General features: G+C 40.1%; 24 protein-coding genes. 22 read left to right on the forward strand and 2 right to left on the reverse strand.

Annotated features, from left to right (window positions below; translation table 11 throughout):
- The first annotated feature begins 54 nt into the window (after positions 1-54).
- The 11 genes from nrdR (at position 55) to JW886_RS04235 (ending at position 12709) form a co-directional block, all read left to right on the forward strand.
- Positions 55-501 (forward strand): transcriptional regulator NrdR, encoded by a 447-nt coding sequence (gene nrdR, locus JW886_RS04185; RefSeq protein ID WP_075525057.1) that lies wholly within the window; start codon positions 55-57, stop codon positions 499-501.
- A gap of 58 nt (positions 502-559) precedes the next feature.
- Positions 560-1753 carry a DnaD domain protein gene (locus JW886_RS04190; protein WP_205872386.1) on the forward strand — a complete coding sequence of 398 codons (1194 nt, stop codon included), beginning with the start codon at positions 560-562 and terminating at the stop codon, positions 1751-1753.
- Positions 1754-1843: 90 nt separating this feature from the next.
- On the forward strand, positions 1844-2725 hold the full coding sequence (gene dnaI / locus JW886_RS04195; protein ID WP_205872387.1) for a primosomal protein DnaI: 882 nt from the start codon (positions 1844-1846) through the stop codon (positions 2723-2725).
- Positions 2718-3440 carry an NADPH-dependent oxidoreductase gene (locus tag JW886_RS04200; RefSeq protein WP_205872388.1) on the forward strand — a complete coding sequence of 241 codons (723 nt, stop codon included), beginning with the start codon at positions 2718-2720 and terminating at the stop codon, positions 3438-3440. The genes dnaI and JW886_RS04200 overlap by 8 nt, the downstream gene beginning before the upstream one ends.
- Positions 3437-4063, forward strand: coding sequence for a pentapeptide repeat-containing protein (locus tag JW886_RS04205; RefSeq protein ID WP_338092712.1), 627 nt, complete (start codon positions 3437-3439; stop codon positions 4061-4063). Before JW886_RS04200 ends, JW886_RS04205 begins: the two co-directional genes overlap by 4 nt.
- A gap of 92 nt (positions 4064-4155) precedes the next feature.
- On the forward strand, positions 4156-5466 hold the full coding sequence (der, locus tag JW886_RS04210; protein WP_075525053.1) for a ribosome biogenesis GTPase Der: 1311 nt from the start codon (positions 4156-4158) through the stop codon (positions 5464-5466).
- A gap of 111 nt (positions 5467-5577) precedes the next feature.
- On the forward strand, positions 5578-6423 hold the full coding sequence (locus JW886_RS04215) for an Rgg/GadR/MutR family transcriptional regulator (RefSeq protein WP_205872390.1): 846 nt from the start codon (positions 5578-5580) through the stop codon (positions 6421-6423).
- Between the two features lie 276 nt (positions 6424-6699).
- Positions 6700-8286 (forward strand): SpaH/EbpB family LPXTG-anchored major pilin, encoded by a 1587-nt coding sequence (locus JW886_RS04220; RefSeq protein ID WP_205872391.1) that lies wholly within the window; start codon positions 6700-6702, stop codon positions 8284-8286.
- Positions 8287-8335: 49 nt separating this feature from the next.
- Positions 8336-9190 carry a class C sortase gene (locus JW886_RS04225; protein WP_241003798.1) on the forward strand — a complete coding sequence of 285 codons (855 nt, stop codon included), beginning with the start codon at positions 8336-8338 and terminating at the stop codon, positions 9188-9190.
- Positions 9187-9879, forward strand: a complete 693-nt coding sequence (locus tag JW886_RS04230) for a pilin N-terminal domain-containing protein (protein WP_205872393.1) — start codon at positions 9187-9189, stop codon at positions 9877-9879. Before JW886_RS04225 ends, JW886_RS04230 begins: the two co-directional genes overlap by 4 nt.
- 1 nt (position 9880) lies before the next feature.
- A complete protein-coding gene (locus JW886_RS04235) occupies positions 9881-12709 on the forward strand; it encodes a MucBP domain-containing protein (RefSeq protein ID WP_205872394.1) in 2829 nt (942 codons plus the stop codon).
- Positions 12710-12773: 64 nt separating this feature from the next.
- Here the strand turns inward: JW886_RS04235 and JW886_RS04240 are convergent, their stop codons facing one another.
- Both JW886_RS04240 and JW886_RS04245 read right to left on the reverse strand, forming a co-directional pair.
- Positions 12774-13472 (reverse strand): LrgB family protein, encoded by a 699-nt coding sequence (locus JW886_RS04240; protein WP_075525047.1) that lies wholly within the window; start codon positions 13470-13472, stop codon positions 12774-12776.
- Positions 13473-13526: 54 nt separating this feature from the next.
- Positions 13527-13922, reverse strand: a complete 396-nt coding sequence (locus JW886_RS04245) for a CidA/LrgA family protein (RefSeq protein WP_205272683.1) — start codon at positions 13920-13922, stop codon at positions 13527-13529.
- Between the two features lie 309 nt (positions 13923-14231).
- Here JW886_RS04245 and rimP point away from each other — a divergent pair, with 309 nt between their 5' ends.
- The 11 genes from rimP (at position 14232) to fabD (ending at position 24807) form a co-directional block, all read left to right on the forward strand.
- On the forward strand, positions 14232-14705 hold the full coding sequence (rimP, locus tag JW886_RS04250) for a ribosome maturation factor RimP (RefSeq protein ID WP_205872395.1): 474 nt from the start codon (positions 14232-14234) through the stop codon (positions 14703-14705).
- Between the two features lie 98 nt (positions 14706-14803).
- Positions 14804-15979, forward strand: a complete 1176-nt coding sequence (gene nusA, locus JW886_RS04255; protein WP_075525044.1) for a transcription termination factor NusA — start codon at positions 14804-14806, stop codon at positions 15977-15979.
- Positions 15980-16056: 77 nt separating this feature from the next.
- Complete coding sequence (gene rnpM / locus JW886_RS04260) at positions 16057-16383, forward strand: RNase P modulator RnpM (RefSeq protein ID WP_075525043.1); 327 nt, start codon at positions 16057-16059, stop codon at positions 16381-16383.
- A 121-nt stretch (positions 16384-16504) separates the two neighbouring features.
- Positions 16505-16810 (forward strand): YlxQ-related RNA-binding protein, encoded by a 306-nt coding sequence (locus tag JW886_RS04265; protein WP_075525042.1) that lies wholly within the window; start codon positions 16505-16507, stop codon positions 16808-16810.
- 20 nt (positions 16811-16830) lie between these two features.
- Complete coding sequence (infB, locus tag JW886_RS04270; protein WP_205872396.1) at positions 16831-19632, forward strand: translation initiation factor IF-2; 2802 nt, start codon at positions 16831-16833, stop codon at positions 19630-19632.
- 152 nt (positions 19633-19784) lie between these two features.
- The gene (gene rbfA, locus JW886_RS04275) at positions 19785-20144 is read left to right on the forward strand and encodes a 30S ribosome-binding factor RbfA (protein ID WP_075525040.1); all 360 of its coding nucleotides are present in this window, start codon (positions 19785-19787) and stop codon (positions 20142-20144) included.
- Between the two features lie 283 nt (positions 20145-20427).
- The gene (gene manA / locus JW886_RS04280; protein ID WP_205872397.1) at positions 20428-21375 is read left to right on the forward strand and encodes a mannose-6-phosphate isomerase, class I; all 948 of its coding nucleotides are present in this window, start codon (positions 20428-20430) and stop codon (positions 21373-21375) included.
- A gap of 429 nt (positions 21376-21804) precedes the next feature.
- The gene (locus JW886_RS04285; protein ID WP_075525038.1) at positions 21805-22245 is read left to right on the forward strand and encodes a MarR family winged helix-turn-helix transcriptional regulator; all 441 of its coding nucleotides are present in this window, start codon (positions 21805-21807) and stop codon (positions 22243-22245) included.
- Entirely contained in the window at positions 22245-23222 is a 978-nt protein-coding gene (locus JW886_RS04290; protein WP_205872398.1) for a beta-ketoacyl-ACP synthase III, read from the forward strand. Before JW886_RS04285 ends, JW886_RS04290 begins: the two co-directional genes overlap by 1 nt.
- 161 nt (positions 23223-23383) lie before the next feature.
- Positions 23384-23605: an acyl carrier protein gene (locus JW886_RS04295; RefSeq protein ID WP_075525036.1), complete on the forward strand. Its 222-nt coding sequence runs from the start codon at positions 23384-23386 to the stop codon at positions 23603-23605.
- Positions 23606-23886: 281 nt separating this feature from the next.
- Complete coding sequence (fabD, locus tag JW886_RS04300) at positions 23887-24807, forward strand: ACP S-malonyltransferase (RefSeq protein WP_205872399.1); 921 nt, start codon at positions 23887-23889, stop codon at positions 24805-24807.
- Positions 24808-24835 lie beyond the last annotated feature (28 nt).

The raw sequence follows: 24835 nt of genomic DNA on the forward strand, positions 1-24835 counted from the left end.
ATATGGTAAGTTTAAAACTCATAGTTGAGTTGAAGAGATTAAAGGAGAATAGATATGAGATGTCCGAAGTGTTCTTCTGAGGATTCAAAAGTAGTGGATTCTAGACAGGCTGAAGAAGCAATCCGTCGTCGCCGGGTCTGTGAATCTTGCGGTTTTCGCTTTACGACTTTTGAGCGAATTGAAGAAATGCCCCTTTTAGTCATTAAAAAAGATGATAAGCGTGAACCTTTTAACCGTGATAAAATCGTGCGTGGCTTGGTTCGTTCAGCTTATAAGCGTCCTGTTTCGAGTGAAGATATTGAACAGGTCGTCGCTAATGTAGAACGCAAAATCCGCCAACTTGACAGTAATGAAGTTCAATCTGACACCATTGGTGAATTTGTAATGGAGGAATTAGCAAAACTTGATGACATCACCTATATCCGCTTTGCAAGTGTTTACCGTTCTTTCAAAGACGTCAGTGAATTAGAAGAACTTTTAAAAAATATTACCAACAAATAAGTTACTGACCAGGCTGTAAGTAGCCTAAAATTTTTAAAAATGAAAAAATGAGGTAGAAATGAGAGCAGGAGATTCATTTACGATGGTCAATCGTGGCAAAACAAGCTTTGATGCGGAGACTTTTCGACTGCTCTATTTACCCATTATTGGTACTGATGCCTTTGCCCTTTATCAATTGATGTTGAGTTTCTCCACAGGACGTATTTCTCATTTTCTAGAATATCTTAATATTGGTTTGAACCCCTTTGTTGAGGCCTTAAATAAATTAACGGGACTTAGCTTGGTTCATGTCTACGATGACCACACGCGGCTTTACTTTAAGGTAGAAAGCCCTCTTAATTTTGAAGAGTTTTTAGCTGATGAGTTTTATCGTCAACTTTTGATTTCTAAAATTGGTGAAAATCGCGTTTCTGGCCTTTCTAAAACAATAGAGCCCAAAGGGAAAGAGATTTCTAAGAAATTTCATGAAATCTACAAAGTTTCATTCAACCAACCTGATGAACCTCAAGGACAAGGTGCTCATGCCAATAATAACTTTGATATGGGTGCTTTTCAGAGTTTAATGACGCGCCAAGGTTTGCATTTTAATGATGAAAATAAAGAAGTGCTAGCCCTTTATGCTCTCGCCGAAAAATTTGAACTTAATTGGTATGAGTTGTTCAAATTAGCAGAGCAGACCGCCAATGCTGATAAGTCTTTAAATGTTAGTCAACTAACACATCGCCTCTCGGCAACACATGAGCCTCAACGTCCCCTTTCAGAATTTCCAAAAGCTTTTGCTGACTTGATTGTGACCAGTAAAGCTCATGAGCCAGAAGCTTTCCTTAAACAAATTAAAGCCCAGGCTGGTGGCTTTGTAAGTAATGATGAACGGAAGATTCTTGCTCATCTTTCACGGCAAAATCTTGTGCCTGAGGTGCAAAATATCCTGATTCATTATGTATTGGTGCAACAAAAAAATGCCACCTTATCGTCAAGTTTTGTGAATACATTAGCTAATGACTGGATGCGCAACAAAGTCTTTACTGCAGAAAAAGCGGTGGAGCGTATTATGGAACGCAATGAAGGGGCAAAAGCAAAAGCTGCGCAAGCAGCAGCAGCTCAGGCGGCCAAACGCCCAGCAAAACTTAAAAAAGAAGCTCCCAAATGGTCTAATCCCAACTATGAAAACAAAACAAGCCAAGAACAATTGGCAAAACTTGAAAAAATTCGACTGGAATCACTCAAAAAATTAAAAGGTGAGACAGAGTAAGTCAGCAAAATAGCTGATGCGTAAGGATTTTCTCAGGCTATGATGCCTGATCACTCGGAGCAATAAACAGTAAAAAAGGAGCACAAGACGATGGAATCTATCGGTGATATTTTGGGTAAGCGCCACGATATTCGTGAAAACTTTGAAAAATTAGTAGCAGAAGTCCTGAAGAATTCTGATGTGCAAGCCTTCATTGCTGAGCACCACATGAGTTCAGATGAGATCCAACGCTCTTATTCAAAATTTTATGAGTACGTTCGGGAAAAAGAAAAGTTTGAGTTGGGAGAAAAACGAGCTGCAGATGGCTACGAGCCTGTGCTCATCATGAATCACGGCTATGCCGATGTTTCTTATCAAACCACAGCTGAGCTTGCTCAACAACAAGCGGCTCAAAATTTGTTGCGACGTGTCAATGTAATTGGCCTTCCTAAAGAACTTAAACAAGTGACCTTAGCTGATATCGCCTTGGACGATGTTCAACGCATTGAGCCTTATCAGACTTTGGTGGATTTTATTACCAACTATCCTGAACGAAAAGGTCTTTACCTCTACGGTGATTTTGGTGTAGGTAAATCCTTTATGTTAGGGGCGATGGCCAATGAACTTGCAAAAAAAGGCATTTCGACTACTTTACTTCATTATCCAACGTTCATCTCAGACCTAGATTTTGACAATGCGAAGGTTTGGGTTAATGAAATTAAAGTCAGTCCTGTCTTGGTTTTGGATGATATTGGGGCAGAGCAAAATAATGCCTGGGTTCGAGATAGTATACTACAAGTCATCTTACAACATCGGATGCAAGAAAATCTCCCTACCTTTTTCACCTCCAATTTGAAAATGGATGAACTGGAGCAGCACTTGGCCGAAACAAGAAAGGCTGAAGAGGTTTGGCCTGCCAAGCGAGTTATGGAACGGATAAAATATTTAGCTCAAGAAATGCGACTAGAAGGAGAAAATAGACGCCATGACTGAAATAAATGAAACCATTGATTTAATGATGAACCATACATCAGTCAGAAACTTTACTGACGAAGCCATCAGTAAAGAAGAGTTACAAACCATCCTAAAAGCTGGTCAAATGGCCTCCACTTGGAAAAATTTTCAATCGTATTCGATTATAGTGGTGCAGTCCCAAGCACAAAAAGACGCGATTTATCAGTACCAGCCCCAAAAAGCAATTAAAAATTGTGCAGCCTATCTGGTTTTTGTTGGCGACCTCAATCGCGCAGAAAAAGCAGTGCAACTCCACGGAGCAACCTTTCAACCCGCAGGGATCGAAAGTTTGCTCATCTCTTCTGTTGACGCAGCAACTGCGGGGCAAAATGTTCTTTTGGCAGCGGAATCTCTGGGCTATAATGGGGTGATGGTTGGCTTGATTCGTGACCAATCGGCACAAATTTCAGAAGTACTTGACTTACCTGACTACACTTATCCAATTTTTGGAATTGCGATAGGCAAGGCTGCACGGTTAAATAAAGTGAAACCACGTTTTCCATTAGAAAGCATCGCTTTTCCTGAGCGGTACATAGAGCAGGATGAACAAGCGATAAAACAATTTGACCAAATACAAGAAGAATACGCGGGTACGCGTCGGCTTAACAAATGGTCAGAACGTGTAGTGGAACAGTGGGGCAAACCCGAAATTCCTTCATCTACTGAAAATCTAAAGGCAAAAAAATTATTGTGAAACCCATGAAAATCAACGCGCCAAAACTTCCCCTCGCTTATCAACCCGTCAGTCAGCAAGACTTTGCGGATGGTGAGATTTATCAAGCTCAATTTAGCGGGGAAAATTTAAAGCTATCGACACGGACTCTCTTTTCAGCTTGTCATTTCAAAAATACAACCTTTGAATTTACTGACGGAGCGGTCAGTGAGTTTACAGATTGCCTTTTTGAAAAATGTGACCTGTCCAACCTTTCTCTGGCAAAAGTTGGCTTCTACCGCTGTCATTTTCAGTCCTCCAAATTGTTGGGTACAGACTTTACAGGGGCGCATTTTCAAGAGGTTCAGTTTACTGAGAATCTGTTGCGTTATGCTAATTTTTCAGGAAGCACTTTAAAAAATGTACGTTTTCTAGAGAACGAAGCCACCGAAACCTTCTTCACTGCCTGTACGTTCAAAAGAGTTGACATGCTGCATAATCAACTAAATGCAGCTAATTTTTGGGAAACCGACTTGTCGGGAATAGATTTTTCATCCAATCACTTTGAAACCTTAGAACTTACGCCACACTTAGCTAAAAATATCAAAATTAATCTGAGCCAATCTCCCTTTTTTACCAGTTTGTTTGGCATCGAGATTGTTTAAATGATCCTAAAAAGAAGCCCGCAATCAAGCGAGGACTTCCATTCCCCTTCTGTCTTTGCTACTGAAGGGAGCATTGAAAGAGAGAAATAAAAATGAGTTTACCAACTGTAGCCATCGTTGGCCGTCCAAATGTCGGCAAATCAACGATTTTCAACCGTATTGCCGGAGAGCGTATCTCAATTGTTGAAGATATTCCCGGAGTAACCCGTGACCGGATCTATGCCACTGGTGAATGGTTAACCCGTAAATTTAACATCATTGACACAGGAGGGATTGAACTCTCTGATGAACCCTTCATGACTGAAATCAGAGCTCAAGCTGAAATCGCTATGAACGAAGCCGATGTCATCATCGCTGTTGTTGATGGGGAAACGGGTATTACAGATGCGGATGAAGCCGTAGCAAACATTCTTTACCGGACAGATAAACCCGTCATCCTTGTTGTCAATAAGGTGGATAATCCTGAGCGTCGCATGGAAATTTTCGAATTTTATTCGTTAGGTTTGGGCGATCCTTACCCCGTTTCCGCAGTTCACGGGATTGGGACAGGGGATGTATTGGATGCTATTGTCCAAAGCCTGCCACAAGAAGTGGAAGAAGAAAATGAAGATGTCATCAAATTCAGTCTGATCGGTCGACCAAATGTCGGAAAATCCTCCCTTATCAATGCTATTCTTGGTGAAGATCGTGTTATTGCCAGTCCTATAGCTGGAACAACCCGTGATGCGATTGACACCCACTTTACCGACAGTGAAGGCCAAGAATTTGTCATGATTGACACAGCAGGAATGCGTAAATCAGGGAAGATTTACGAGAATACTGAAAAGTATTCAGTCATGCGTGCCATGCGTGCTATTGACCGCTCTGATATTGTCTTAATGGTCATTAATGCTGAAGAAGGTATCCGTGAATATGATATGCGGATTGCTGGATTTGCCCATGAAGCCGGTAAAGGGATCCTTATTGTTGTCAACAAATGGGATACTTTAGAGAAAGATAACGATACTATGAAAAACTTTGAGCTTGAAATTCGTACCAAGTTCAAATTCTTAGATTATGCACCGATTGTCTACGTCTCAGCAAAAACTGGTCAACGACTTAACAAATTACCAGATATGATTAAAGAAATCCATCATGCTCAAAACCTGCGCATTTCAAGTTCTGTTTTGAATGACGTCATTATGGATGCCGTAGCGATCAACCCTACACCGACTGATAAAGGAAAACGATTGAAGATTTTCTATGCGACTCAAGTAGCGATTAAACCGCCAACTTTTGTTGTCTTCGTTAACGAAGAAGAGCTGATGCACTTCTCTTACCTTCGATTTTTAGAAAATCAAATTCGTAAGGCCTTCGTCTTTGAAGGGACACCAATTCATTTAATCGCACGTAAGCGTAAATAAGAAAGCACCTTCGGGTGTCTTTTTTTATACAAAAGGATATCATGAGAGTTGCTTTTCATTACAAACTGAAATATAATAGGACTAAATTCAAATGATAGAAAGTGTGATGCTATGGTTTACGCTAGATATGGAAAAACCTTTCATAATCTCCGCATTCAACATGCCCTCTCCCTCTCAGATTTTAAAGACTTAGGCATTTCTAAAGCTGCTCTCTCCAACTTTGAAAATGGTAAAAGCATGATTGGCTTTGACCGCTTAGATTTTGCGCTGCAAAAAATGAACACTTCCTTATACGATTATAGTCTTATTATTAATGACGGGCAGCAAGATGATTATATCAGCCTTTTTACTGATATTGAGCATGCTTATTATGCCAATAATACAAAAGTATTGCAAAACATCTATGAGAACTATGTCTCACAAGAAGAGTACCAACTCATCGCCTACGCAGCAAAAGGACTCTACGCTCAACTGTGCAAAGAAGAAATATCACATTTGGAACGTTACCTCAAAGGCATTCAGTACTGGGGACTCTACGAACTTTCTTTACTAGCCAACATTGGTCATCGGCTCAGTCCAGAATTCATTGAGTATCTGATTACCACGCTCTTCTCAAATCCTACAGCTTATGCCAAAACACTTTACTACCGAGTCTTACTCCAACGCTTTCTCTACAAAATGGTGCTCGCTTATTGCGACCGAGGTCAATCTTTAGCAGCACAAATGCTCCTTGAAAAGTCTGAACAACTTTTCATGCCAGGTGACATCTTAGATCGAGTCAAACGGAGTTTCGCAAAATCCTATTATACCCACACCTTTGTTGATCCCCAAAAAGGAAAAAAAGAAATGCTTGAACTCTTGCGTTGCCTTTTAAAGATTGGTGCGACTGAAGTTCATGCCACCCTAAAGCGTGAATACACAAGAAAAATGGCTCAAAAAAATCGTTCAGAAAAATGAACGAATTTTTTTTTTTTTTGAATTCTAAATATTACGATAAAAAAGAAAGCGCATAAGAGAGCACCTCTAAAAAAGACTCAACTTTTAAGGCAAACTTTATCATGTTACAAAATGAGAAAAATTTCTTCTTTGACATAATTTTATTTAAAGAAATACTAGATAAACCTAATCGTAATTGGTATAATTGTTTTGCAAAATATTAAAAATATAGATATATTTTAAAAATGCTTATGTAATTTGAGTTTACTTATCTATATTTAGTAAAAGAGGACTCCAATGACCCATTCCAATCTATCACTTTCCTTCAAGACGCTCTCCTTACTGTCAGTTGCAGTACTTGGTACAAGTCTTGCAACAGGGATAACAGGCCATGCTGCCACTACTTTACCAGATAGCTCGACACCTCGAGCTGTGACAATCCATGCCTTACAAGGCGATCCTAGCACTAACCAGACAGGTACGGTCAACGATGGTACTGAGCAGACAGTGACAGGTACGCCCTTACAAAATGTGACTTATACTGCAACCCTAATCACCCCAACAGGTTCAGCAGCTGATATGGCTGTCAGTGATTCTTCAACCTATACTGTAGGAAGTACTGTGGTCACAGGGAAAACAGGGAGCGATGGGACAGTTGAGTTACCCATCACCACAGATGGCTATTACCTTCTTCATCAGGTCTCAACGGTCAATGGCGTAGCTTCTATGCAAGATGCTATCGTTCAGGTGCCTCTCAATTCTACTGCAACTCAAGCAGTAGATGGTTGGCTATATGATATCAATGTTTATCCTAAAACAGACCTCTCGCAAGACAATGCGGTCAATAAAACGGTTGAAGTTGGCGATAATATTTTAGATGACCAGACAGGGACAGCTAAACAAGCGACTGTTTTTGCAGGGAGCGATGTTACCTGGAACTTAAGCTCAGCTTTTTCTGACTCACTCGTGACAGATGATGGAGTTGTCGGTTCCTTTGAAGTGTCTGATACACTCAATAGTAACTTGATCTATAAAGCCATTCATTTCATGGTAGGTAACGCCCCCATTAATCTGTCTGAAGGAGCGGACTATAGTTTGTCTACTGCTGATGGAAAAATTGATTTACAACTCACAAAAACAGGAATCCAAAAAGTTAAGGCTGCAAAGACGAGTGCCTCAGATCCTTTCGTTATCAATCTCACGACGAGTGTAGCCAATGATTATAAATATGGGCAAATCGGGAATAGTTATTCCACAAGTATCAAAAATGCTTATGGCGTGGATTTAAGTAACAAAACTGTAGCTGATGCACCTAGCCAACTCCCTGGTGACTCTAATAAAACTACCGATGTACCAGAAGTCTATCTAGGGGCATTGAAAATTAAAAAGATTGACTCTGTTTCTAAAACGCCTCTTGCTGGTGCTACTTTCAAGTTGATCAAGGCAGAATCAGCTTCTGCTGCACAAGCGCTGGCTGATTCTGGTGAGGTTACAGCAACTTCAACTGCAAGTTACGTACAGAATCCCACTACTGGTAGTGATTATAGTCTGACAACGGGAGCTGATGGGGAGATTGAGTTCGATGGTCTGGCCTTGACTGATAGCAATAGTGTATCTGGTGCAACTTCGAGTGCTAATACGCATTATTATGCGATTGAAACACAGGCTCCAAAAGGCTACAATCGACCAACTGCAGTGGTTGATGTGACGGCTTCAATTGATCCCACTACTACAAAGGTTGAGGTATCTAACAACTTGGATGGTTCAAATATAAAATTACCATTTACGGGTGGGCAAGGTCTGGTAGGCATTTTGGTGATTGCTGCAGTAGCTGGGACTTCCTCTATCGTGATTCGTCGGCGCAAAGGTTCAAAAAAAGCTTAAAAATGTATCAAATGAGAGATAAAAAGGAACGAGGGACTGGACTTTGAAGATGAAAAAGGAGTCGTCGACAAAGAAAGGGAAGCGTTCCTTTCGTGATGTTTTGAGCTTATTTTTTGCCTTGGTTGCAATTGGTGCTCTTTTTTATCCTCTCCTTGCAAACACACTTGTTGCACATAAGACTACAGCGATTATCACTAAATATCATCAAGTAGCCGCAAAATTAGATAGAGAAAAGATGAATGAAATGCTCACGAATGCTCGAGCTTATAACGAATATATTTATGATATGAGTCAGCATTTGCCCTATCGGGGCACTAAGTTGTCTTATGAGACGTTATTAAAGCTTGATCAATCCGGATTAATGGCAGATATTTCAATCCCACAGATCAAGGTGAGCAACGTTCCAATCTATCATGGGGACGCCGAAAGCACATTAGCTCTTGGGGTGGGGCATCTTGAAAACACCAGCCTTCCGATTGGTGGTGTCAATACACATACGGTACTGACTGCCCACTCTGGTCGTGTAAATAACACACTGTTTACCAATTTGGATAAGTTAAAAATTGGCGATGTTTTTTACATTGATAGTCTCAACCTAAAGTTGAAATATAAAATTAAAACAATCAAGATTGTGGAACCTAATGATGTCTCCACACTAAGTGTTCAAAAGGGGAAAGACTTAGCCACCTTGATGACTTGTTACCCCACAGGTATCAACAGTCAGCGGTTATTGGTCACTGGTCAGCGGGTTTCCTTAAAAGAGAAAGATGTCCAAGAAGAAATTCAACGCAATCCGTATGGTTATGACTTTTGGGTATTACTAGGCTCCGCTGTTTTTGCTGGCCTAGGAGTTGTATATCTTATTATCAAAATAATAAAGAGAAGAAAAAAGGGGGAAAATTGAATAAAGTAGGAAAGATTATCATTCGATTTTTTCTTATTGGTTTTATTATGAGTAGTACGGTGTCTGCTATTCAGGTAGAGGCCAACGCTCAACTGGGAGAAAGTCATCAGCAAGAGGTGATAATTACTAAATATGCTTTGAATCGAACATCAGTCTCCACTTTAAAAGCGGCTGGTTTAAAGCTTAACAATATCAGCTTATCGTCTGATGAAGAAGCGTTATCTCCTGTGCCGAATATTATCTACCAGTTTCAGCAAATTGTCCCAGCTCACGTCGGGGCGGCTATCAGTTTGAAGGATGAGTCAACCTACAAAAAAGTAGGGAAAGAGCTGACTCTTGTTACTAATAGTGATGGGATAGCAACGTGTATGCTAAGGGATGGTGTTTATATTATTTCGGAAGTTGCAAATCCAAGAGAAAACTTAAGACGACCAGCAGTACCTGTATTAATCCGTCTTCCTGTGGAAAATTTATCCAAAAAGGGATATTTGGACAAGGTCTATCTTTACCCAAAGTCAAGTGTGGATCCAGTCTCATCTCAAAAAGCAGTAGCGGTAAAAACAAGAACGAATCATACTTTACCAGAGACTGGTGATACCACTTCAAAGTTAAGTAACGTGTTCATGGGGTGCATCTGTTTTGTATTTGCAATAATAGTTTTGAAGGAAAAAAGAGGAGGGAGAAATTAAGATGAAAAAAAGAAGGTCACAACGATCTGAAGGGTTTTTGTTGATACTCTCTCTTTTTACTTTAATGCTTATTTCGGCTTGTAGTGCAAGGATAAACGTTTTCGCCTCTACCATCAACAATGTTACGGTAAATGCAAGTAATTTCCAAAATTATTTTTCGTGGAATGCCAATCATGGGACATGGAGTAATGCCGTGACGGCTAATGGTACGGCAAAAACGGGGGCTTATGACTACAATGCAACGACTGGTATTGGTACGGCTACCTTAACAACTGCCAACGTCAATCAAAGTGGTATTGTTGCTTTGACCGCTCTCCAGATGGATATGACCCAACCAATAAAACTGAGTTTAAAACTTAACATGGGAAACTTAGGCGGTGCTGATGGTGTATCCTTTGGGTTTTATCCCGGTAATGCGGGGCAAACTGGTGCAGGTGGAGCAGACTCAGGGATTGGTGGTTTGCGCGGTGCCTTTGGTTGGACAGTGGATCCTTGGAAAAATACCTATACCATCCCAACCACGCTTCCAGCGACAGGTGTAACGAGTACAACAGCTGATCCCTCTTATACTTTGGGAGATGGGGTAAGTGCTAGTAATGATAACAAACTCTATGGAGGAGACCCTGCAAGCTTAAACACGGGGAGTAGTGCCATAGGAGGCTGGTCTTATGCCAATGCCAATCCAATGTATGATGCACCGAACAGTACGATGTCTGGGAATAATGGCATTATTGCCCCTAAAACATCTTATAATCGAACAGATAGTCCCCAACAATTGATTTCTGATTTGGCAGATGGGACTTTTCGTCCTCTGACGCTGATTTATACTCCGGGTACGGGGAATGTTCCTGCAAATGAGGGGACATTAGAGGTTCAGTATGGGGGTGCCACAACAGCTAGTACAACAACAGCAATTTCTTATTCATCAACAGATCCAAGTGTGAGCGGAATCACTGCTATTTCTCCTACTAGTGGTGTTACTAACTTTAAACAAAGCACAGCGACCAAAAATTTTACTTATACCTTAGGAAATACAACTACCACAGGGACTTACACCCCTGGCACGGCCACAGTTAATAAAAAAACAGTAACGGTTTATCGAATAGAAAAAGGGACGAGTACCACAACGACTAAAGCACCTTATGATTGGTCAATCCCTATTACGACGTTGGAAGATTTGGCTGGAGTATCGACCACGGATAGTTCTGGAAAGAAAAGTTACCCAAGTTCTCTTTCGTTTTTTATGACTGGAAGTACTGGTGGAGCTATAAATTTACAGCAAGTTCAAATTCCACAGGATAGTTTTGTGAATTTTAATGCGGTACAAAATACGGTAACTACAAACTATATCGATACTAATGGTAATCCGATTGCACCTAAGGTGACAACAACAGGTGTAGTTGGATCAGACACATATCTCACAAGCCCCCTATCCCCCGTTCCTACGGGTTATGATTATGTAGGACTTGCTAATGCGACAAATAATAGCGCTAAAATCGTCAGTGATGCTGCCACTGGATTATATTCTCAAAATAATTTAAATATCTATTACGTTTATAAAGTCAAGCAGGAAAAAGCAACCGTGACTTATGTGGATGATTCGATTGATGCTACAGGAAAGGATCCTAAAAGTATCATTCAGCAAGATACTATCACTGGAGATTTCTCTTCACAAGCGAGCTACACAACTTCTAGTGTGATTAGTAGCCTCAAGGCGAAAGGTTATTGGACAGATAGTGTCTATGATGAGTTTGATGGGTTTACAGTGGCGAATACAACAAATGGTGTATTTAATCAAGATAACGTTGTGCAGAATTTTATCGTGCATATGACAAAAGTGACTTATACGACAAGTCTGAGTCTATCCACAGAAAAGGTGAATTTTGTTGATGCACTTGGAAATGCTTTACCCTGGTATGCTGGCTCAGATGGTTTGCCTTTACATAGTACAGATACAGCGGGTGCGACTTTGAAAACTACTCCTTGGGTTTGGCAGGTTGCTTTTTTAAAGGTTTCTAATAATCAAACTGGTCAAGTGAGTTATTATTATTCGACAACATATAATTCGCAAACTATTCCAGATTTGGTGGGAGGTGTTCCAACAGGAGCAGGCTGGACCATGCAAGAAAGCTTACCGAGTCCAAGCTTTCAAGCGCCTTATATTGCAGGTTATAACTGGACAAGTTCTGATTCACCGGGAAATGTTGATTTTGATCAACCTATTCAGCCTTATCAATTTCATGGAAAAGATAGTCCAGAAAATGTGACTTACACCCTTGTTTATAATGGAGTGTTTAGCTTTTCAAACCGTCAAGAAAAAACAATCACAGAAACTATAAACTATCTAGATCAGACCAGTAAGAAACCTTTGGTCGATGCTGTTATACAAAACAAAGTGATCACTTTTGAAACGGTGAAAGATGCGACTGGAAGTTCAAAAGTTTATTATTATAAGGGAGTAGGGCAGCCAGCAGTAGACAACCATCCTTATCATACGGATGGTTCAGTTAATACTGATTGGGCGTTATGGACTTCGGGTGTGGCTTCTTTTGAGGCACAAAGTCATCCTAGTTCATTGACTTATGAGGTGATTGGTGCTGATGGAGTAGATGCAACAGCGCCTTATCTTACGGAGGATAAAACAGCAGTAACCACACAAGCGATTGATGAAAATTGTGATGACGTGGTGGTTAATGTTTATTTTGCTTATCATGGAGCAAATATTCAAATGCCACATGCTGGTGGTCCTGGCTTGTTCTATGTGATAGGCATTGCTTTGTTTAGTCTAGTGATGAGCCTTACGTTGCGCCATCTGAAAAAGAAGAGATGACAAGAAAAAAATACCAAAACTGTTTTTGGTATTTTTTTATGATTGATTATAAACATGAATGTTGCTAGTAGCCTAAAATGAGATGGGCAATCAGTGGCGCAAAGATAACATACATAATCCCTGTCACACCGATACTGAGCGCTGCCATAGCACCTTGGGTTTTGCCGAGCTCAATAGCTGTTCCTGTGCCAACAGCGTGACCTGTGCCACCTAGGGCAATCCCCTGTGCAACGGGGTCTTTGATGTGGAACAATTTGAGAAGAGGCCCTCCAAGGACACTAGTAAGAATCCCCGTAGCCACAACAACGACGACGGTGATTTGTTCTACACCGTGCATTTTATCTGAGATTCCCATTGCCATTGCAGTGGTGACTGACTTAGGAAAAATTGAGAGACTCGCTAATTTTGAAAGGCCAAAAAACTTGGCACAAAGGGCAGTGAAAATAGTATTGATGAGCGCTGCCGCCGCAATGGAGATAATAATTGAGCGGGCATGATGCTTCATCAGGTGGAAGGTTTTATAAAGGGGAATACCCAAGGCAACGGTACTTGGGCCGATGAGGTCATTGATGATAGAACCTCCTACATAGTAATTTTTGTAGGGAATATGCGCGAGACTGAGGATTAAAATAATGACGACGGTCGCAAAGAGAAGAGGATTGGTCCAAGGTTTTTGAATATTTTCGTTGATACGTACGCCAATCATAAAGACAAGGACAGTAAGGACAAACCCAAACAGGGGGTCAGAAGTAATGGTGTTCATTTTTTCTCCGTGTAAAAGGGGGTAATTAAAAGTAAAGTGTTAAGTTCAAGCTATTTAGTCAGGATCGCTAGAAGAAGCTTCGGGTTTGAGAGCGACATAATCTCCTTCAAATTTAACCTTGATCCATTCCACTAGTTTTCCAAGAATGAGGATATTGATAATAAGTGCACCAATAACAATCAATAAAATTTGAGCCCAAAAGTGACTAATGAGGTTCCATTTGGCCATAATTCCCACACCTGCAGGAAGAAAAAGGATGGTCATGTTGTTGATGAGGAAACTTCCGGCCTCGTCCACATGTCGAAATTCGAGGAGTTTAAACTGAAGGGCAAGAAAAAGTAAAATCATGCCAATGATTGATCCTGGAATTGGGAGATGAAAAAGGGTGGAGATCACATTTCCGATAAAACTAAAACCGAAAATGATTAATAATTGCATGTAAATTTTCATAGTAGTTAACTCCCTGAAATTAATAAGAACTGATTTTCATAACAGTTTTTATTGTACTCCTTGATTCAGCGTTTTTCAAGGCTGAGCTGATAGAATCTTTTGTTTTCAAAATCCATTGAATGCTAAAAAAATTTGCCTAAAGCAAGGGAGAAAAAAGCTCAAAAGTTTTCTTGACTTTTTTCCAAATCGTGGTATAATGAATATAAATAAACTATTAGAAAGGAGCGTTCAAAAGAACGCTCCTTCTCTTGTGTGTTTTTGAAGGTAGAGCTTGCTTGAGCTTTTATCTTTTAAGAAAGGAGATCGTAAATGAATGATGTCGTAGAAATCGTTGAAGATTTCATTGCGCCTCATATTCCTGAACCTTTTAAGCTTTTTGCGGTAGAGTGGGAAAAATTTGGGGGCGATATGATGCTTTCAATCTTGGTAGACAAAGAAGGGGGGATTGAAATTGATGAAACAGCAGAGTTGAGTGAATTGATTTCCCCGCTATTGGATACGATCAGTCCAGATCCTTTTCCAACAGAAGGCTATATGTTGGAAGTAGCAAGTCCTGGGGCAGAACGTCCTTTACGGAAAGCAGAACATTATCAAGACGCTGTGGGAGAGTATGTCTTTGTAAAACTTTATCAAAAGATTGACAACGCTAAAGAGTATGCTGGGGATTTGATTAGCTTTGATGGCACAACCTTGGTTTTGGATGTTTTGGATAAAACTCGGCATAAGAAGGTAGAAATTCCGTTATCTGCTGTTGCCAAAGCCCAAACAATGGTTAAATTTTAGAATTTAGCTTGAAAAAGTTACTGACAGAGCTGTCAGTAATGCCATTTACCTTTTATTGAAATAAAATTAAATTTTCTTAAGAAAGAAAGAGAGAAAAAATGAGCAAAGAAATGCTGAACGCCTTTGCAATGTTGGAAGAGCAAAAAGGAATCAAATCTGAGATTGTGATTGAAGCGATTGAGCAGGCGATTACGGCCGCTTACAAACGTCAATATGGGCAAGCTCAAAATGTTAAGGTCATCTTTGATGAAAAGAAGGGCAATTTCAATGTTTACTCTACACGTGAAGTTGTTGATGAAGTCTTTGATAGCCGTCTGGAAATATCCCTTGAAGATGCGTTGGAATTGAATCCACATTATGAAATTGGCGATAAAATTATGTTTGAAGAAAAGCCAAAAGATTTCGCTCGTACGGCTGCTGGTGCTGCTAAACAAGTCATCATGCAAAAGATGCGTGAAGAAGAACGGACGATTATTTATAACGAATATAGCCGTTATAAAGATGAAATCATCCAAGGAACTGTGGAAAAAGTAGATGCACGTGCCGTTTACATTAACCTTGGTCGTGTGGATGCTTTATTGACAAAGAAAGATCAAATCCCTCAAGAAACTTATCACGTCGGTGACCGTGTGAAAGTTTATGTGACAGATGTTGTTTTGACACCAAAAGGGACCCGGGTCTTTATCTCACGTACAGCTCCAGATATGCTCAAACGGATGTTCGAAAAAGAAATTCCAGAAGTATTTGATGGTACGGTTGAAATCAAGTCTATTGCCCGCGATGCTGGTGATCGTGCGAAAGTCATTGTTCAAAGCCATGATGAAAATGTTGACGCAATCGGAACAATGGTCGGCTCAAAAGGTTCACGTATTCAAGGGATTATCCGTGAATTGGCTGGCGAAAAGATGGACATTATCGAATGGTCTGATGATAAAGCAATTCTTATTGCAAATGCTTTGAAACCTGCACGTATCGAACAAGTGCTCATCACAGAAGATGGTTCTAGCTTGGCTGTTGTTGCCCGTGATCAATTATCGCTTGCTATTGGGAAACGTGGCCAAAATGTTCGTCTTGCCGCGCATGTGACCAACAGCAAGATTGATATCAAAGCTGCTGACGAGTTTAACATCGATGACTATGAGTTTGTAGGAGAAGATGGCGAATCTTTGGATGAAACCCAAGCTACTGAAGGGGTTGAACTTGATGAAAGTGCAGAAGTAGCTCCAGAAGTCACTTCAAATGAAGCGACTGAGGCTTTGGAAAACGAAGAATAAATCTTTGACAAGGTTGTAAACTACTGACAGCTCTGTCAGTAACCTAAATGTTAATAGAAAAATTTTGAGGAGTTTCAATGAAACAAAAAAAGATTCCGATGAGAAAATCTTTAGTCTCAAATGAACAATTTCCCAAACGAGATTTGTTACGCATCGCCTTTAACAAGGAAGGTGAAATTTCGATTGATCCAACGGGAAAGGCGCATGGACGTGGCGCTTATATTGCTTTACTTAATCAAGAAGCGCAAGAAGCCAAGAAACGTCGTGTCTTTGACCGTGCATTCCAAACGAAGGTTTCCGAAGCATTTTATGACGAATTGATCACCTATGTTGAACATCAGGTGGCCCGTCGTGAATTGGAATCGGCAACTTATTCCGCTGACTTAGCACCTGATTACGACTAAAGAATAGGGAGCAAGAAGAACGACTTTACTGCAAAATTTTGCTGAAAAATTCTTTGTCCCTTATTGACAAAGCGGTAAAATAGAGCAGTAAAGCGAGAAGAACTTGCAAACTGGAATAAAAATGGATAAAAAACAACAACTTTCAAATTTGATAGGACTTGCAAAACGAGCCGGTAAAGTGATTTCTGGCGAAGAACTGGTCATCAAAGCCATTCAAAATGGCAAAGCACGTCTTGTTATACTTGCATCAGATGCTGCTTCAAATTTGAATAAAAGAATTACTGATAAATCAACTTATTATGAGATTCCCGTCTCACAACTCTTTACAGAAATAGAATTATCGCATGCCATAGGACAAAACCGTAAGGTTATTGCTCTTGTGGACGATGGATTTGCAAAGAAAATGGAGAGCCTCATGAAGAACTGATGATATAAGGAGGACAAAGATTGTCTGAGAAAAAAAGAATTAACCAAATTGCTAAAGAAACTGGATTATCAAATGCTGAACTTGTGGCAACAGCACAAGCCTTAGGGTTTGAAGTAAAAGCCCACTCTAGCTCAGTAACAACAGAACAGGCTGAACAAATCGTTGCTCGCGCTAAAGCGGGTGGTGCAGCACCTGCTACTAATACTGACAAAGCTGTCAGTGCTGATAAAGCAAAAAAAGGAACTGCAAAAGCGGATAAAAAATCAAGCGCTAGCCCACGGACCTTCGCAGGTAAAGCTATCGTGGAAGATCCAGCTATCTTAGCTCGCATCAAAGCTAAAGAAGAAGCCGAAAAAGCGTCTAAAGCAAAAGAGCATGTGGTCGCCGCTGACAAAGCTGAGCGTGTTACTGAAAAAGCAACCCTTGCACCAAAAGCTGAGGTAAAAGTTGAAAAACCTCAAACTGAAGTGAAATCAGTAGCTCCAAAAGCTGAAGTGAAGACAGAAACAGTTACTGAGAAAAAGGAGCCTGTCATTACAGACGAAAAGAAAAAACCATTGAATCAAAAACCAAGAATTCAGATTAAAGTCGTTAAACGTGCCGAAGACATCAAAAAAGAACAAGCAGCTGCACGACCTGAAAAGAAAAAATTCGACAAAAATCGGAATGATCGTAATAATCGCAATGATAATCGTCGTCCTAACCAAGGCGGTCAAGGCGGTAATCGTTTTGATAAAAATCGCCCAGCGGGACAATCACAAGGTCAAGGACCAAAACGTGATAAATTTGGTGCAACAAGCGCACCATCAACGGATAGCTTTACACCTGCTTCAGGAAAAAATAACCGCCGTGATCGTGATCGTAAAAAATCTGATAACAACCGGGATAACACTAAAGATGGTAACCGTAAGGGTGGACCACTTCGCGTCAATGATAATCGTAATCAAGTACGTAATGCACGTAATTCAAACTGGAACCAAAAAGGTGGACGTGGTCGCTATCAAAACAACCAGTCTTCACAAGTTCCTGCAACTCAACGTAAATTCCATGAATTACCAGAAAGCCTTGAGTATGAAGTAGGCATGAACGTGCAAGATATTGCAAAATCAATCAAACGTGAACCAGCTGAAATTATCAAAAAACTCTTCATGATGGGCACAATGGTTAACCAAAACCAATCACTTGATGAAGATACCATCGAATTAATCCTGATGGATTATGGGGTAACACCAGTCAAAAAGGTTGAAGAAGACAAGTCTGACATTGAACGACTCTTTGTCGAAGAAGGTTACCTCAACGAAGATGAAATGGTAGAACGTCCAGCGGTTGTAACCATCATGGGACACGTTGACCACGGTAAAACGACCTTGCTTGATCGTTTCCGTGAATCTCGCGTGACTGAGGGTGAAGCCGGTGGTATTACACAACATATCGGGGCTTACCAAATCACCTCAAATGGTAAAAAGATCACCTTCTTGGACACACCAGGTCACGAAGCCTTTACATCTATGCGTGCTCGCGGTGCTTCTGTCACAGATATTACCATCCTTGTAGTTGCTGCTGACGATGGTGTAATGCCACAAACAATCGAAGCCATTAACCACTCTAAAGCTGCTGGGGTACCTATCATCGTTGCCATCAACAAAATTGATAAACCAGGTGCTAACCCCCAACGTGTTACTCAAGAATTGACTGAACATGGTGTTTTCCCAGTCGCTTGGGATCCAGAAAATGGTTCAGAATTCGTTGAAATTTCAGCTAAATTTAATCAAAATCTTGATGAATTGCTAGATACAGTGCTTCTTGTGGCTGAGGTCCAAGAGCTCAAAGCTGACCCAACTGTTCGTGCCATTGGTACTGTTGTTGAAGCACGTCTTGACCAAGGTAAAGGGGCGATTGCAACCCTCTTGGTACAACAAGGGACACTTCACGTTCAAGATCCTATCGTTGTCGGAAACACTTATGGACGCGTCCGGACTATGACAAATGACCTTGGACGTCGGATTAAAGAAGCTGGCCCATCAACACCAATCGAATTAACTGGTCTTTCTGACGTGCCACAAGCTGGGGATCATTTTGCGGTCTTTGAAGATGAAAAATCAGCGCGTGCCGCAGGTGAAGAACGTGCGCAACGTGCACAATTGATCAAACGTCAAAATACACGTCGGGTGAACTTGGATAATCTCTTTGACACCCTCAAAGAAGGACAAACTAAATCTGTTAATATTATCATTAAAGCAGATGTACAAGGTTCAGCCGAAGCGCTTGCCGCTTCTCTTCAAAAAATTGAAGTTGAAGGGGTTAAAGTGGATATCGTCCATTCAGCTGTTGGGGCAATTTCAGAGTCTGATATTTCACTTGCAGCAGCATCCAATGCGATTATCATTGGTTTCAATGTTCGACCAACTGGCCTTGCACGTGAACAAGCGGCTCAAGAAGAAGTCGATATTCGCTTGCACAGCATCATTTATAAAGTGATTGAAGAAGTTGAAACAGCAATGCGCGGAATGCTCGATCCTGAATTCAAAGAAGAAATCATTGGTGAGGCAGTCGTTCGTGAAACCTTCGAAGTTTCTAAAGTTGGAACAATCGCTGGATTTATGGTTACGCGTGGTAAAGTTGCCCGTGATGCTTCTGTCCGTGTCATTCGTGATGGTGTTGTGATTCATGATGGTGCAATTGCCAGCCTGAAACATTTCAAAGATGATGTTAAAGAAGTTGGAAACGCTCAAGAAGGTGGTTTGATGGTTGAAAACTTCAATGATATTGCTATTGACGATACATTTGAAGTTTACAAAATGGTTGAAATCGAACGTAAATAATAAGAGGTGAGGAAGAGCTGCTAAGAAGTTGTGAAAAATGCCATTTTTCATCATAAACTTCTGGCCTTCCGAACTCATTTTAAATGTGGGTGTGGAAAAGTGATTTAAAAATCATTTATCTGCATTTTTAAACGAAAAAATAGGAGGAGAAAATGGGAAATTCTTTTCGTAGCGACCGTGTTGCCGTAGAAATTCAACGCGAAATCAATGATATTTTACGAAATAAAGTACGTGATCCACGGGTTCAAGATGTAAATATCACTGATGTTCAATTGACTGGTGATTTGAGTCAAGCGACTGTTTATTATAGCCTCTTGTCTAATTTGGCTTCTGATAATGAAAAAGCAGCCACAGCTTTGAAAAAAGCAACCGGACTTTTCAAGAGTGAGTTGGCAAAACGTATGACAATTTTCAAAATTCCAGATTTAACCTTTGCAAAAGATGAATCTGTTGAATACGGCTCAAAAATTGATGAACTTTTACGAGGACTCAATGATAAAGCTGAGTATTAAATGAAAGTACTGATATAAAAATTACTGACAGCTCTGTCAGTAATTTTTTGATGTCAAAAAAGTTGAGAGAATTACTCCAGTTAGATTTTGTGATATAATGGACATTGTGAAATGAAAGCGAATAACTATTTGCTGATTTTAAGTCCTGCAAGGAGCGATCGGAAAACTGAAAAGAGTGGCTCCTTTATCTGTCTAAAAAAATTTTAGAATAAGAAATGAGCAATTAAGATTTTCAGTTCATCATCAAGGCTTGTGCAGAACAGGTGTAACTAAGGAGGAAATTATGAAAGAACCATTGTTTTTGAACTCAGTTTTGCAAGAAAAAATCTGGGGCGGCGACCATTTGAAAGAATTTGGCTACGATTTGCCATCAGACAAAGTTGGTGAATATTGGGCTATTTCTGCTCATCCACATGGTGTGTCAACAATTGCTAATGGCGAATTTAAAGGTCAAAAACTTGACCAATTATACGCAAGTCACCGCGAATTGTTTGGTGATAGTCAAAAAGAAGTTTTTCCCTTATTAACTAAAATTTTAGATGCCAATGACTGGCTTTCTGTGCAAGTTCATCCAGATGATGAATATGGTCAAAAACATGAAGGTGAACTTGGAAAAACTGAATGTTGGTACATTATCTCAGCTGAACCAGGCGCTGAAATTATCTATGGACATAATGCTAAATCACGTGAAGAATTAGCAGAAATGATTAAATCTGGTGATTGGGATCATTTGTTACGTAAGGTAAAAGTGAAAACAGGAGATTTCTTCCATGTTCCGTCAGGAACAATGCACGCAATCGGTGCTGGAATTGTTATTCTTGAAACACAACAATCTTCTGATACAACTTACCGTGTTTATGATTTCGACCGTAAAGATGACCAAGGAAATCTGCGTGAATTACATATTCAACAATCAATTGATGTATTGAATATTCCGGGCGACAAAGTTCCTGAAAATCAAGTTAAAACTGAAAAATTTGCTGATGCAGAAATTACAACTCTTGTGAAATCAGATTTCTTTGATGTTTATAAATGGCAAATTCATGGTGACCATGAATTTACCAAAACTGCTGACTACACTTTAGTTTCTGTCTTAGAGGGAGAAGGTGTTCTGAGTATTGCGGGAGCAGATTATCCACTGAAAAAAGGAGATCACTTTATTTTGCCAAGTTCTGTAGAAGCTTGGAAATTAACGGGACAGCTTGAATTAATCGCAAGTAATCCTGAATAAATTTTATAAGTTACTGACCAGCTGGTCAGTAACTTTTTTTTATAAATATAAGAAAAGAGCCAGATTAGACAGCTGTAAAATAACGGTTACACATTTTTTTCACTTGCAAAAGTTTCTGAAAAATAATATAATTTGATACAGTAAATGGTTTGCAATATAAAAATAAAATTGAGTTCATCTTACTGGAAACTGTAATGGAAACCCACCAAATGCAGGGGAGAGGCAATTGCGTCAGCAAAAAGCTTGTCCCCTCTCTAGCTGTCAAAGGAAATTGCTGAAAACTGGATTGTGAGCTTAGCCTCACCTATTTGCTTTCCCAGATTCTGGATAAGCCGAACTCACTCTCAAAGGACACGCCTCGCTTGCTCCCGACAATACAGCAAGGTGGACGAGCAGGACAAGCCACACCCTCAATAAAAAGGATGACAGATGAAAACGGATTTCGATAAAGTAAACGAGTGGTTGATCCAACTGTTTCATGACTTTATGATATTAGAAGAGCAATTTTTAAAAGACTCAGCTTATTCTGACGTCACCGTCAAAGAGCTGCAAATTTTGACTTTGGTGCATACTTTAGGTACAGCAAGAGCGACTGATATTGCAAAAAACCAAAAATTGGCCTTATCGACCATTACCATTACCCTCAATCGCCTTGAAGATAAAGGCTACATTGAGCGTAAACGTTCCACTGCTGATCGCCGAGTGACGCATATTGCGCTCACAGAAAAAGGAGATGAGCTCTGTGCGACACACCGTGAGTTTTTCCACACTATCACTGACAATTTGTTTGATAGCGTGTATGGAACAACGGAAAATAAGTTGGCGGGCGAACTTGCCGCTTTGCACAATTCTTTGGAGAATATGAAATAATGACTTTTGCGAAAATAACCCAAGTGGCACATTATGTGCCAGAAAAAGTGGTAACCAATGATGATTTATCAAAAATTATGGATACCAATGATGAGTGGATTTATAGCCGTACGGGTATTAAAAATCGCCACATCTCAACAGGAGAAAACACTTCAGACTTAGCGAGTGAAGTAGCCAAACAACTTCTTACTCAAGCTGATCTTGCAGCTGAAAAAATTGATTTTATCATTGTAGCAACGATTACCCCCGACTCGCTCATGCCTTCAACAGCTGCACGAGTGCAGGCAGCAATTGGTGCGACAAATGCCTTTGCATACGATCTCACAGCTGCATGTTCGGGTTTTGTTTTTGCTTTATCCACAGCAGACAAGCTTATTAGTTCAGGAAGCTACCAACGGGGCTTAGTAATTGGGGCGGAGGTCTTTTCAAAGGTTATTGATTGGTCAGATCGTTCGACAGCTGTTCTTTTTGGAGATGGGGCTGCAGGTGTGCTTCTAGAAAATACCGGTGAGCAACCCTTAATTATTGCTGAGAAGCTGCAAACTGACGGTAACCGTGGGGATAGTCTTCGCTCTGGCATTACAGATCTCGAGACGCCTTTTGCTTCAAAAAGTTATGAGCAGCCTGCACTAAGTATGAATGGTCGCGCTGTTTTTGATTTTGCGGTACGTGATGTTACTAAAAATATTGAAGCAACCATTGAATCTGCTCAGATTTCACGAGAGGCAGTAGATTTTTATTTATTGCATCAAGCGAACTCTAGAATCCTAGATAAAATGGCTAAAAAACTAGATGTTCCAAGGGATAAGTTCCTCCAAAATATGCAAGAATATGGCAATACTTCTGCAGCAAGTATTCCTATATTGTTGTCAGAATCCGTAAAAAATGGTATATTTAGTTTGGACGGTCAAACTAAAGTCGTCTTGACAGGATTTGGTGGTGGACTCACTTGGGGGACAACACTCATTAATCTCTAAAAGGAATAGGCAATGGTTAAGTTAAGCTCCACCAACAAAATCAGCCTATCCTCTTGAAGCACTACATGGATGCTACAAGGCATTCACTTTCTAACTAAAGGTTATAATCCGCAAAAGCGGCTATAATATAAATATTTTCACTCATTAAAGGAGAAAAAATCATGGCAGTATTTGAAAAAGTACAAGACATCATCGTAGACGAACTCGGTAAAGATAAAGAAGAAGTAACACTCGAAACTTCATTTGAAGAGCTCGATGCTGATTCACTTGACCTTTTCCAAATCATCAACGACATCGAAGACGAATTCGACGTTGAAGTTGATACAGAAGCAGATATGAAAACAGTTGCTGACCTCGTTAAATACGTAGAAGACAACAAATAATTCGGATGGGGGTGATTAGGCAAAGAAAGATTTTCTCTTGCGCTTTTCACCCTCCTTTTCGTTACCTCACTCTTTGAAAACTTGACTTTAAGTAGATAAAGAGATTATCAGGACAAGGGAGCCTAGTGAGTGATACTAGGCCTACTCTCTTGATTTTCATATTACAAAATGTCATTTTTTTTATCATAAAAAACATTTTATAATACTAATAATTAACTCCACGAGAGAAAAAAATAAAGGATAAACACATTTTTTAAAGAAGAAAAAATGTGCAATAATAGATGACTAAAACAGCATTTCTCTTCTCGGGCCAGGGCGCACAAAAACTCGGTATGGCTCGTGATTTATATGATCGATATGATATTGTTAAAGCAACTTTTGACAGCGCGCAAGCTGCGTTAGGTTATGATCTTCGTGCTTTGATTGACAATGATGAAGAAAAACTTAATGAAACAATCTATACACAGCCTGCAATTTTGACGACTTCAGTGGCTATTATGCGACTGTTAGCTGAACAAGGCATCACGCCTGATTTAGTAGCAGGGCTTAGTCTTGGAGAATATTCAGCTTTAGTGGCTGCTGGTGCCCTCTCCTTTGAAGAAGCAGTTAAACTTGTAGCTAAACGTGGCCAATATATGACTGAAGCAGCACCGACTGGTTCAGGCAAGATGGTTGCTGTCATGAATACTGATGCTAAAGTTATTGAAGAGATTTGTCAAAAGGCGAGCGGGCTTGGAGTTGTTAGTCCGGCAAACTATAACACCCCAGGTCAAATTGTGATTGGTGGCGAGGTTGCTGCTGTTGATCAAGCAGTAGTACTTCTTAAAGAAGCTGGTGTACGCAAAATGATCGAATTAAAGGTATCAGGTCCCTTCCATACAGCACTTTTAAAATCTGCCTCTGCGAAGTTAGCTCAAGAATTGGAGAATGTAAAATTTGACAATTTTAAACTTCCCTTGATTTCAAACACCACAGCGCAAGTCATGGAAAATGAGCAAATCAAGCCCTTATTGACTCGGCAAGTGATGGAGCCTGTCCGCTTTTATGAATCCGTCGCTACCATGCAAGAACTTGGTGCGACTCGCTTTATCGAAGTAGGACCAGGTAAAGTTTTGTCTGGTTTCATCCGAAAAATTGACAAGACGGCTGATTACATGAATGTTGAAGATTTGGCTTCTTTTGAAGCAATGCTTAAGCAATAAAATTAATTTTAAAAGGTCTGTTTTTTAA

Source organism: Lactococcus taiwanensis (assembly GCF_017068355.1).
Classification (GTDB): domain Bacteria; phylum Bacillota; class Bacilli; order Lactobacillales; family Streptococcaceae; genus Lactococcus; species Lactococcus taiwanensis.

What these genes read in the sequence shown, in the direction of transcription:
- nrdR (WP_075525057.1), top strand. Translation starts at nt 55, where the DNA reads ATGAGATGTCCGAAGTGTTCTTCTGAGGATTCAAAAGTAGTGGATTCT.
- JW886_RS04190 (WP_205872386.1), top strand. Translation starts at nt 560, where the DNA reads ATGAGAGCAGGAGATTCATTTACGATGGTCAATCGTGGCAAAACAAGC.
- dnaI (WP_205872387.1), top strand. Translation starts at nt 1,844, where the DNA reads ATGGAATCTATCGGTGATATTTTGGGTAAGCGCCACGATATTCGTGAA.
- JW886_RS04200 (WP_205872388.1), top strand. Translation starts at nt 2,718, where the DNA reads ATGACTGAAATAAATGAAACCATTGATTTAATGATGAACCATACATCA.
- der (WP_075525053.1), top strand. Translation starts at nt 4,156, where the DNA reads ATGAGTTTACCAACTGTAGCCATCGTTGGCCGTCCAAATGTCGGCAAA.
- JW886_RS04215 (WP_205872390.1), top strand. Translation starts at nt 5,578, where the DNA reads ATGGTTTACGCTAGATATGGAAAAACCTTTCATAATCTCCGCATTCAA.
- JW886_RS04220 (WP_205872391.1), top strand. Translation starts at nt 6,700, where the DNA reads ATGACCCATTCCAATCTATCACTTTCCTTCAAGACGCTCTCCTTACTG.
- JW886_RS04225 (WP_241003798.1), top strand. Translation starts at nt 8,336, where the DNA reads ATGAAAAAGGAGTCGTCGACAAAGAAAGGGAAGCGTTCCTTTCGTGAT.
- JW886_RS04235 (WP_205872394.1), top strand. Translation starts at nt 9,881, where the DNA reads ATGAAAAAAAGAAGGTCACAACGATCTGAAGGGTTTTTGTTGATACTC.
- JW886_RS04240 (WP_075525047.1), bottom strand. Translation starts at nt 13,472, where the DNA reads ATGAACACCATTACTTCTGACCCCCTGTTTGGGTTTGTCCTTACTGTC.
- JW886_RS04245 (WP_205272683.1), bottom strand. Translation starts at nt 13,922, where the DNA reads ATGAAAATTTACATGCAATTATTAATCATTTTCGGTTTTAGTTTTATC.
- rimP (WP_205872395.1), top strand. Translation starts at nt 14,232, where the DNA reads ATGAATGATGTCGTAGAAATCGTTGAAGATTTCATTGCGCCTCATATT.
- nusA (WP_075525044.1), top strand. Translation starts at nt 14,804, where the DNA reads ATGAGCAAAGAAATGCTGAACGCCTTTGCAATGTTGGAAGAGCAAAAA.
- rnpM (WP_075525043.1), top strand. Translation starts at nt 16,057, where the DNA reads ATGAAACAAAAAAAGATTCCGATGAGAAAATCTTTAGTCTCAAATGAA.
- JW886_RS04265 (WP_075525042.1), top strand. Translation starts at nt 16,505, where the DNA reads ATGGATAAAAAACAACAACTTTCAAATTTGATAGGACTTGCAAAACGA.
- rbfA (WP_075525040.1), top strand. Translation starts at nt 19,785, where the DNA reads ATGGGAAATTCTTTTCGTAGCGACCGTGTTGCCGTAGAAATTCAACGC.
- manA (WP_205872397.1), top strand. Translation starts at nt 20,428, where the DNA reads ATGAAAGAACCATTGTTTTTGAACTCAGTTTTGCAAGAAAAAATCTGG.
- JW886_RS04285 (WP_075525038.1), top strand. Translation starts at nt 21,805, where the DNA reads ATGAAAACGGATTTCGATAAAGTAAACGAGTGGTTGATCCAACTGTTT.
- JW886_RS04290 (WP_205872398.1), top strand. Translation starts at nt 22,245, where the DNA reads ATGACTTTTGCGAAAATAACCCAAGTGGCACATTATGTGCCAGAAAAA.
- JW886_RS04295 (WP_075525036.1), top strand. Translation starts at nt 23,384, where the DNA reads ATGGCAGTATTTGAAAAAGTACAAGACATCATCGTAGACGAACTCGGT.
- fabD (WP_205872399.1), top strand. Translation starts at nt 23,887, where the DNA reads ATGACTAAAACAGCATTTCTCTTCTCGGGCCAGGGCGCACAAAAACTC.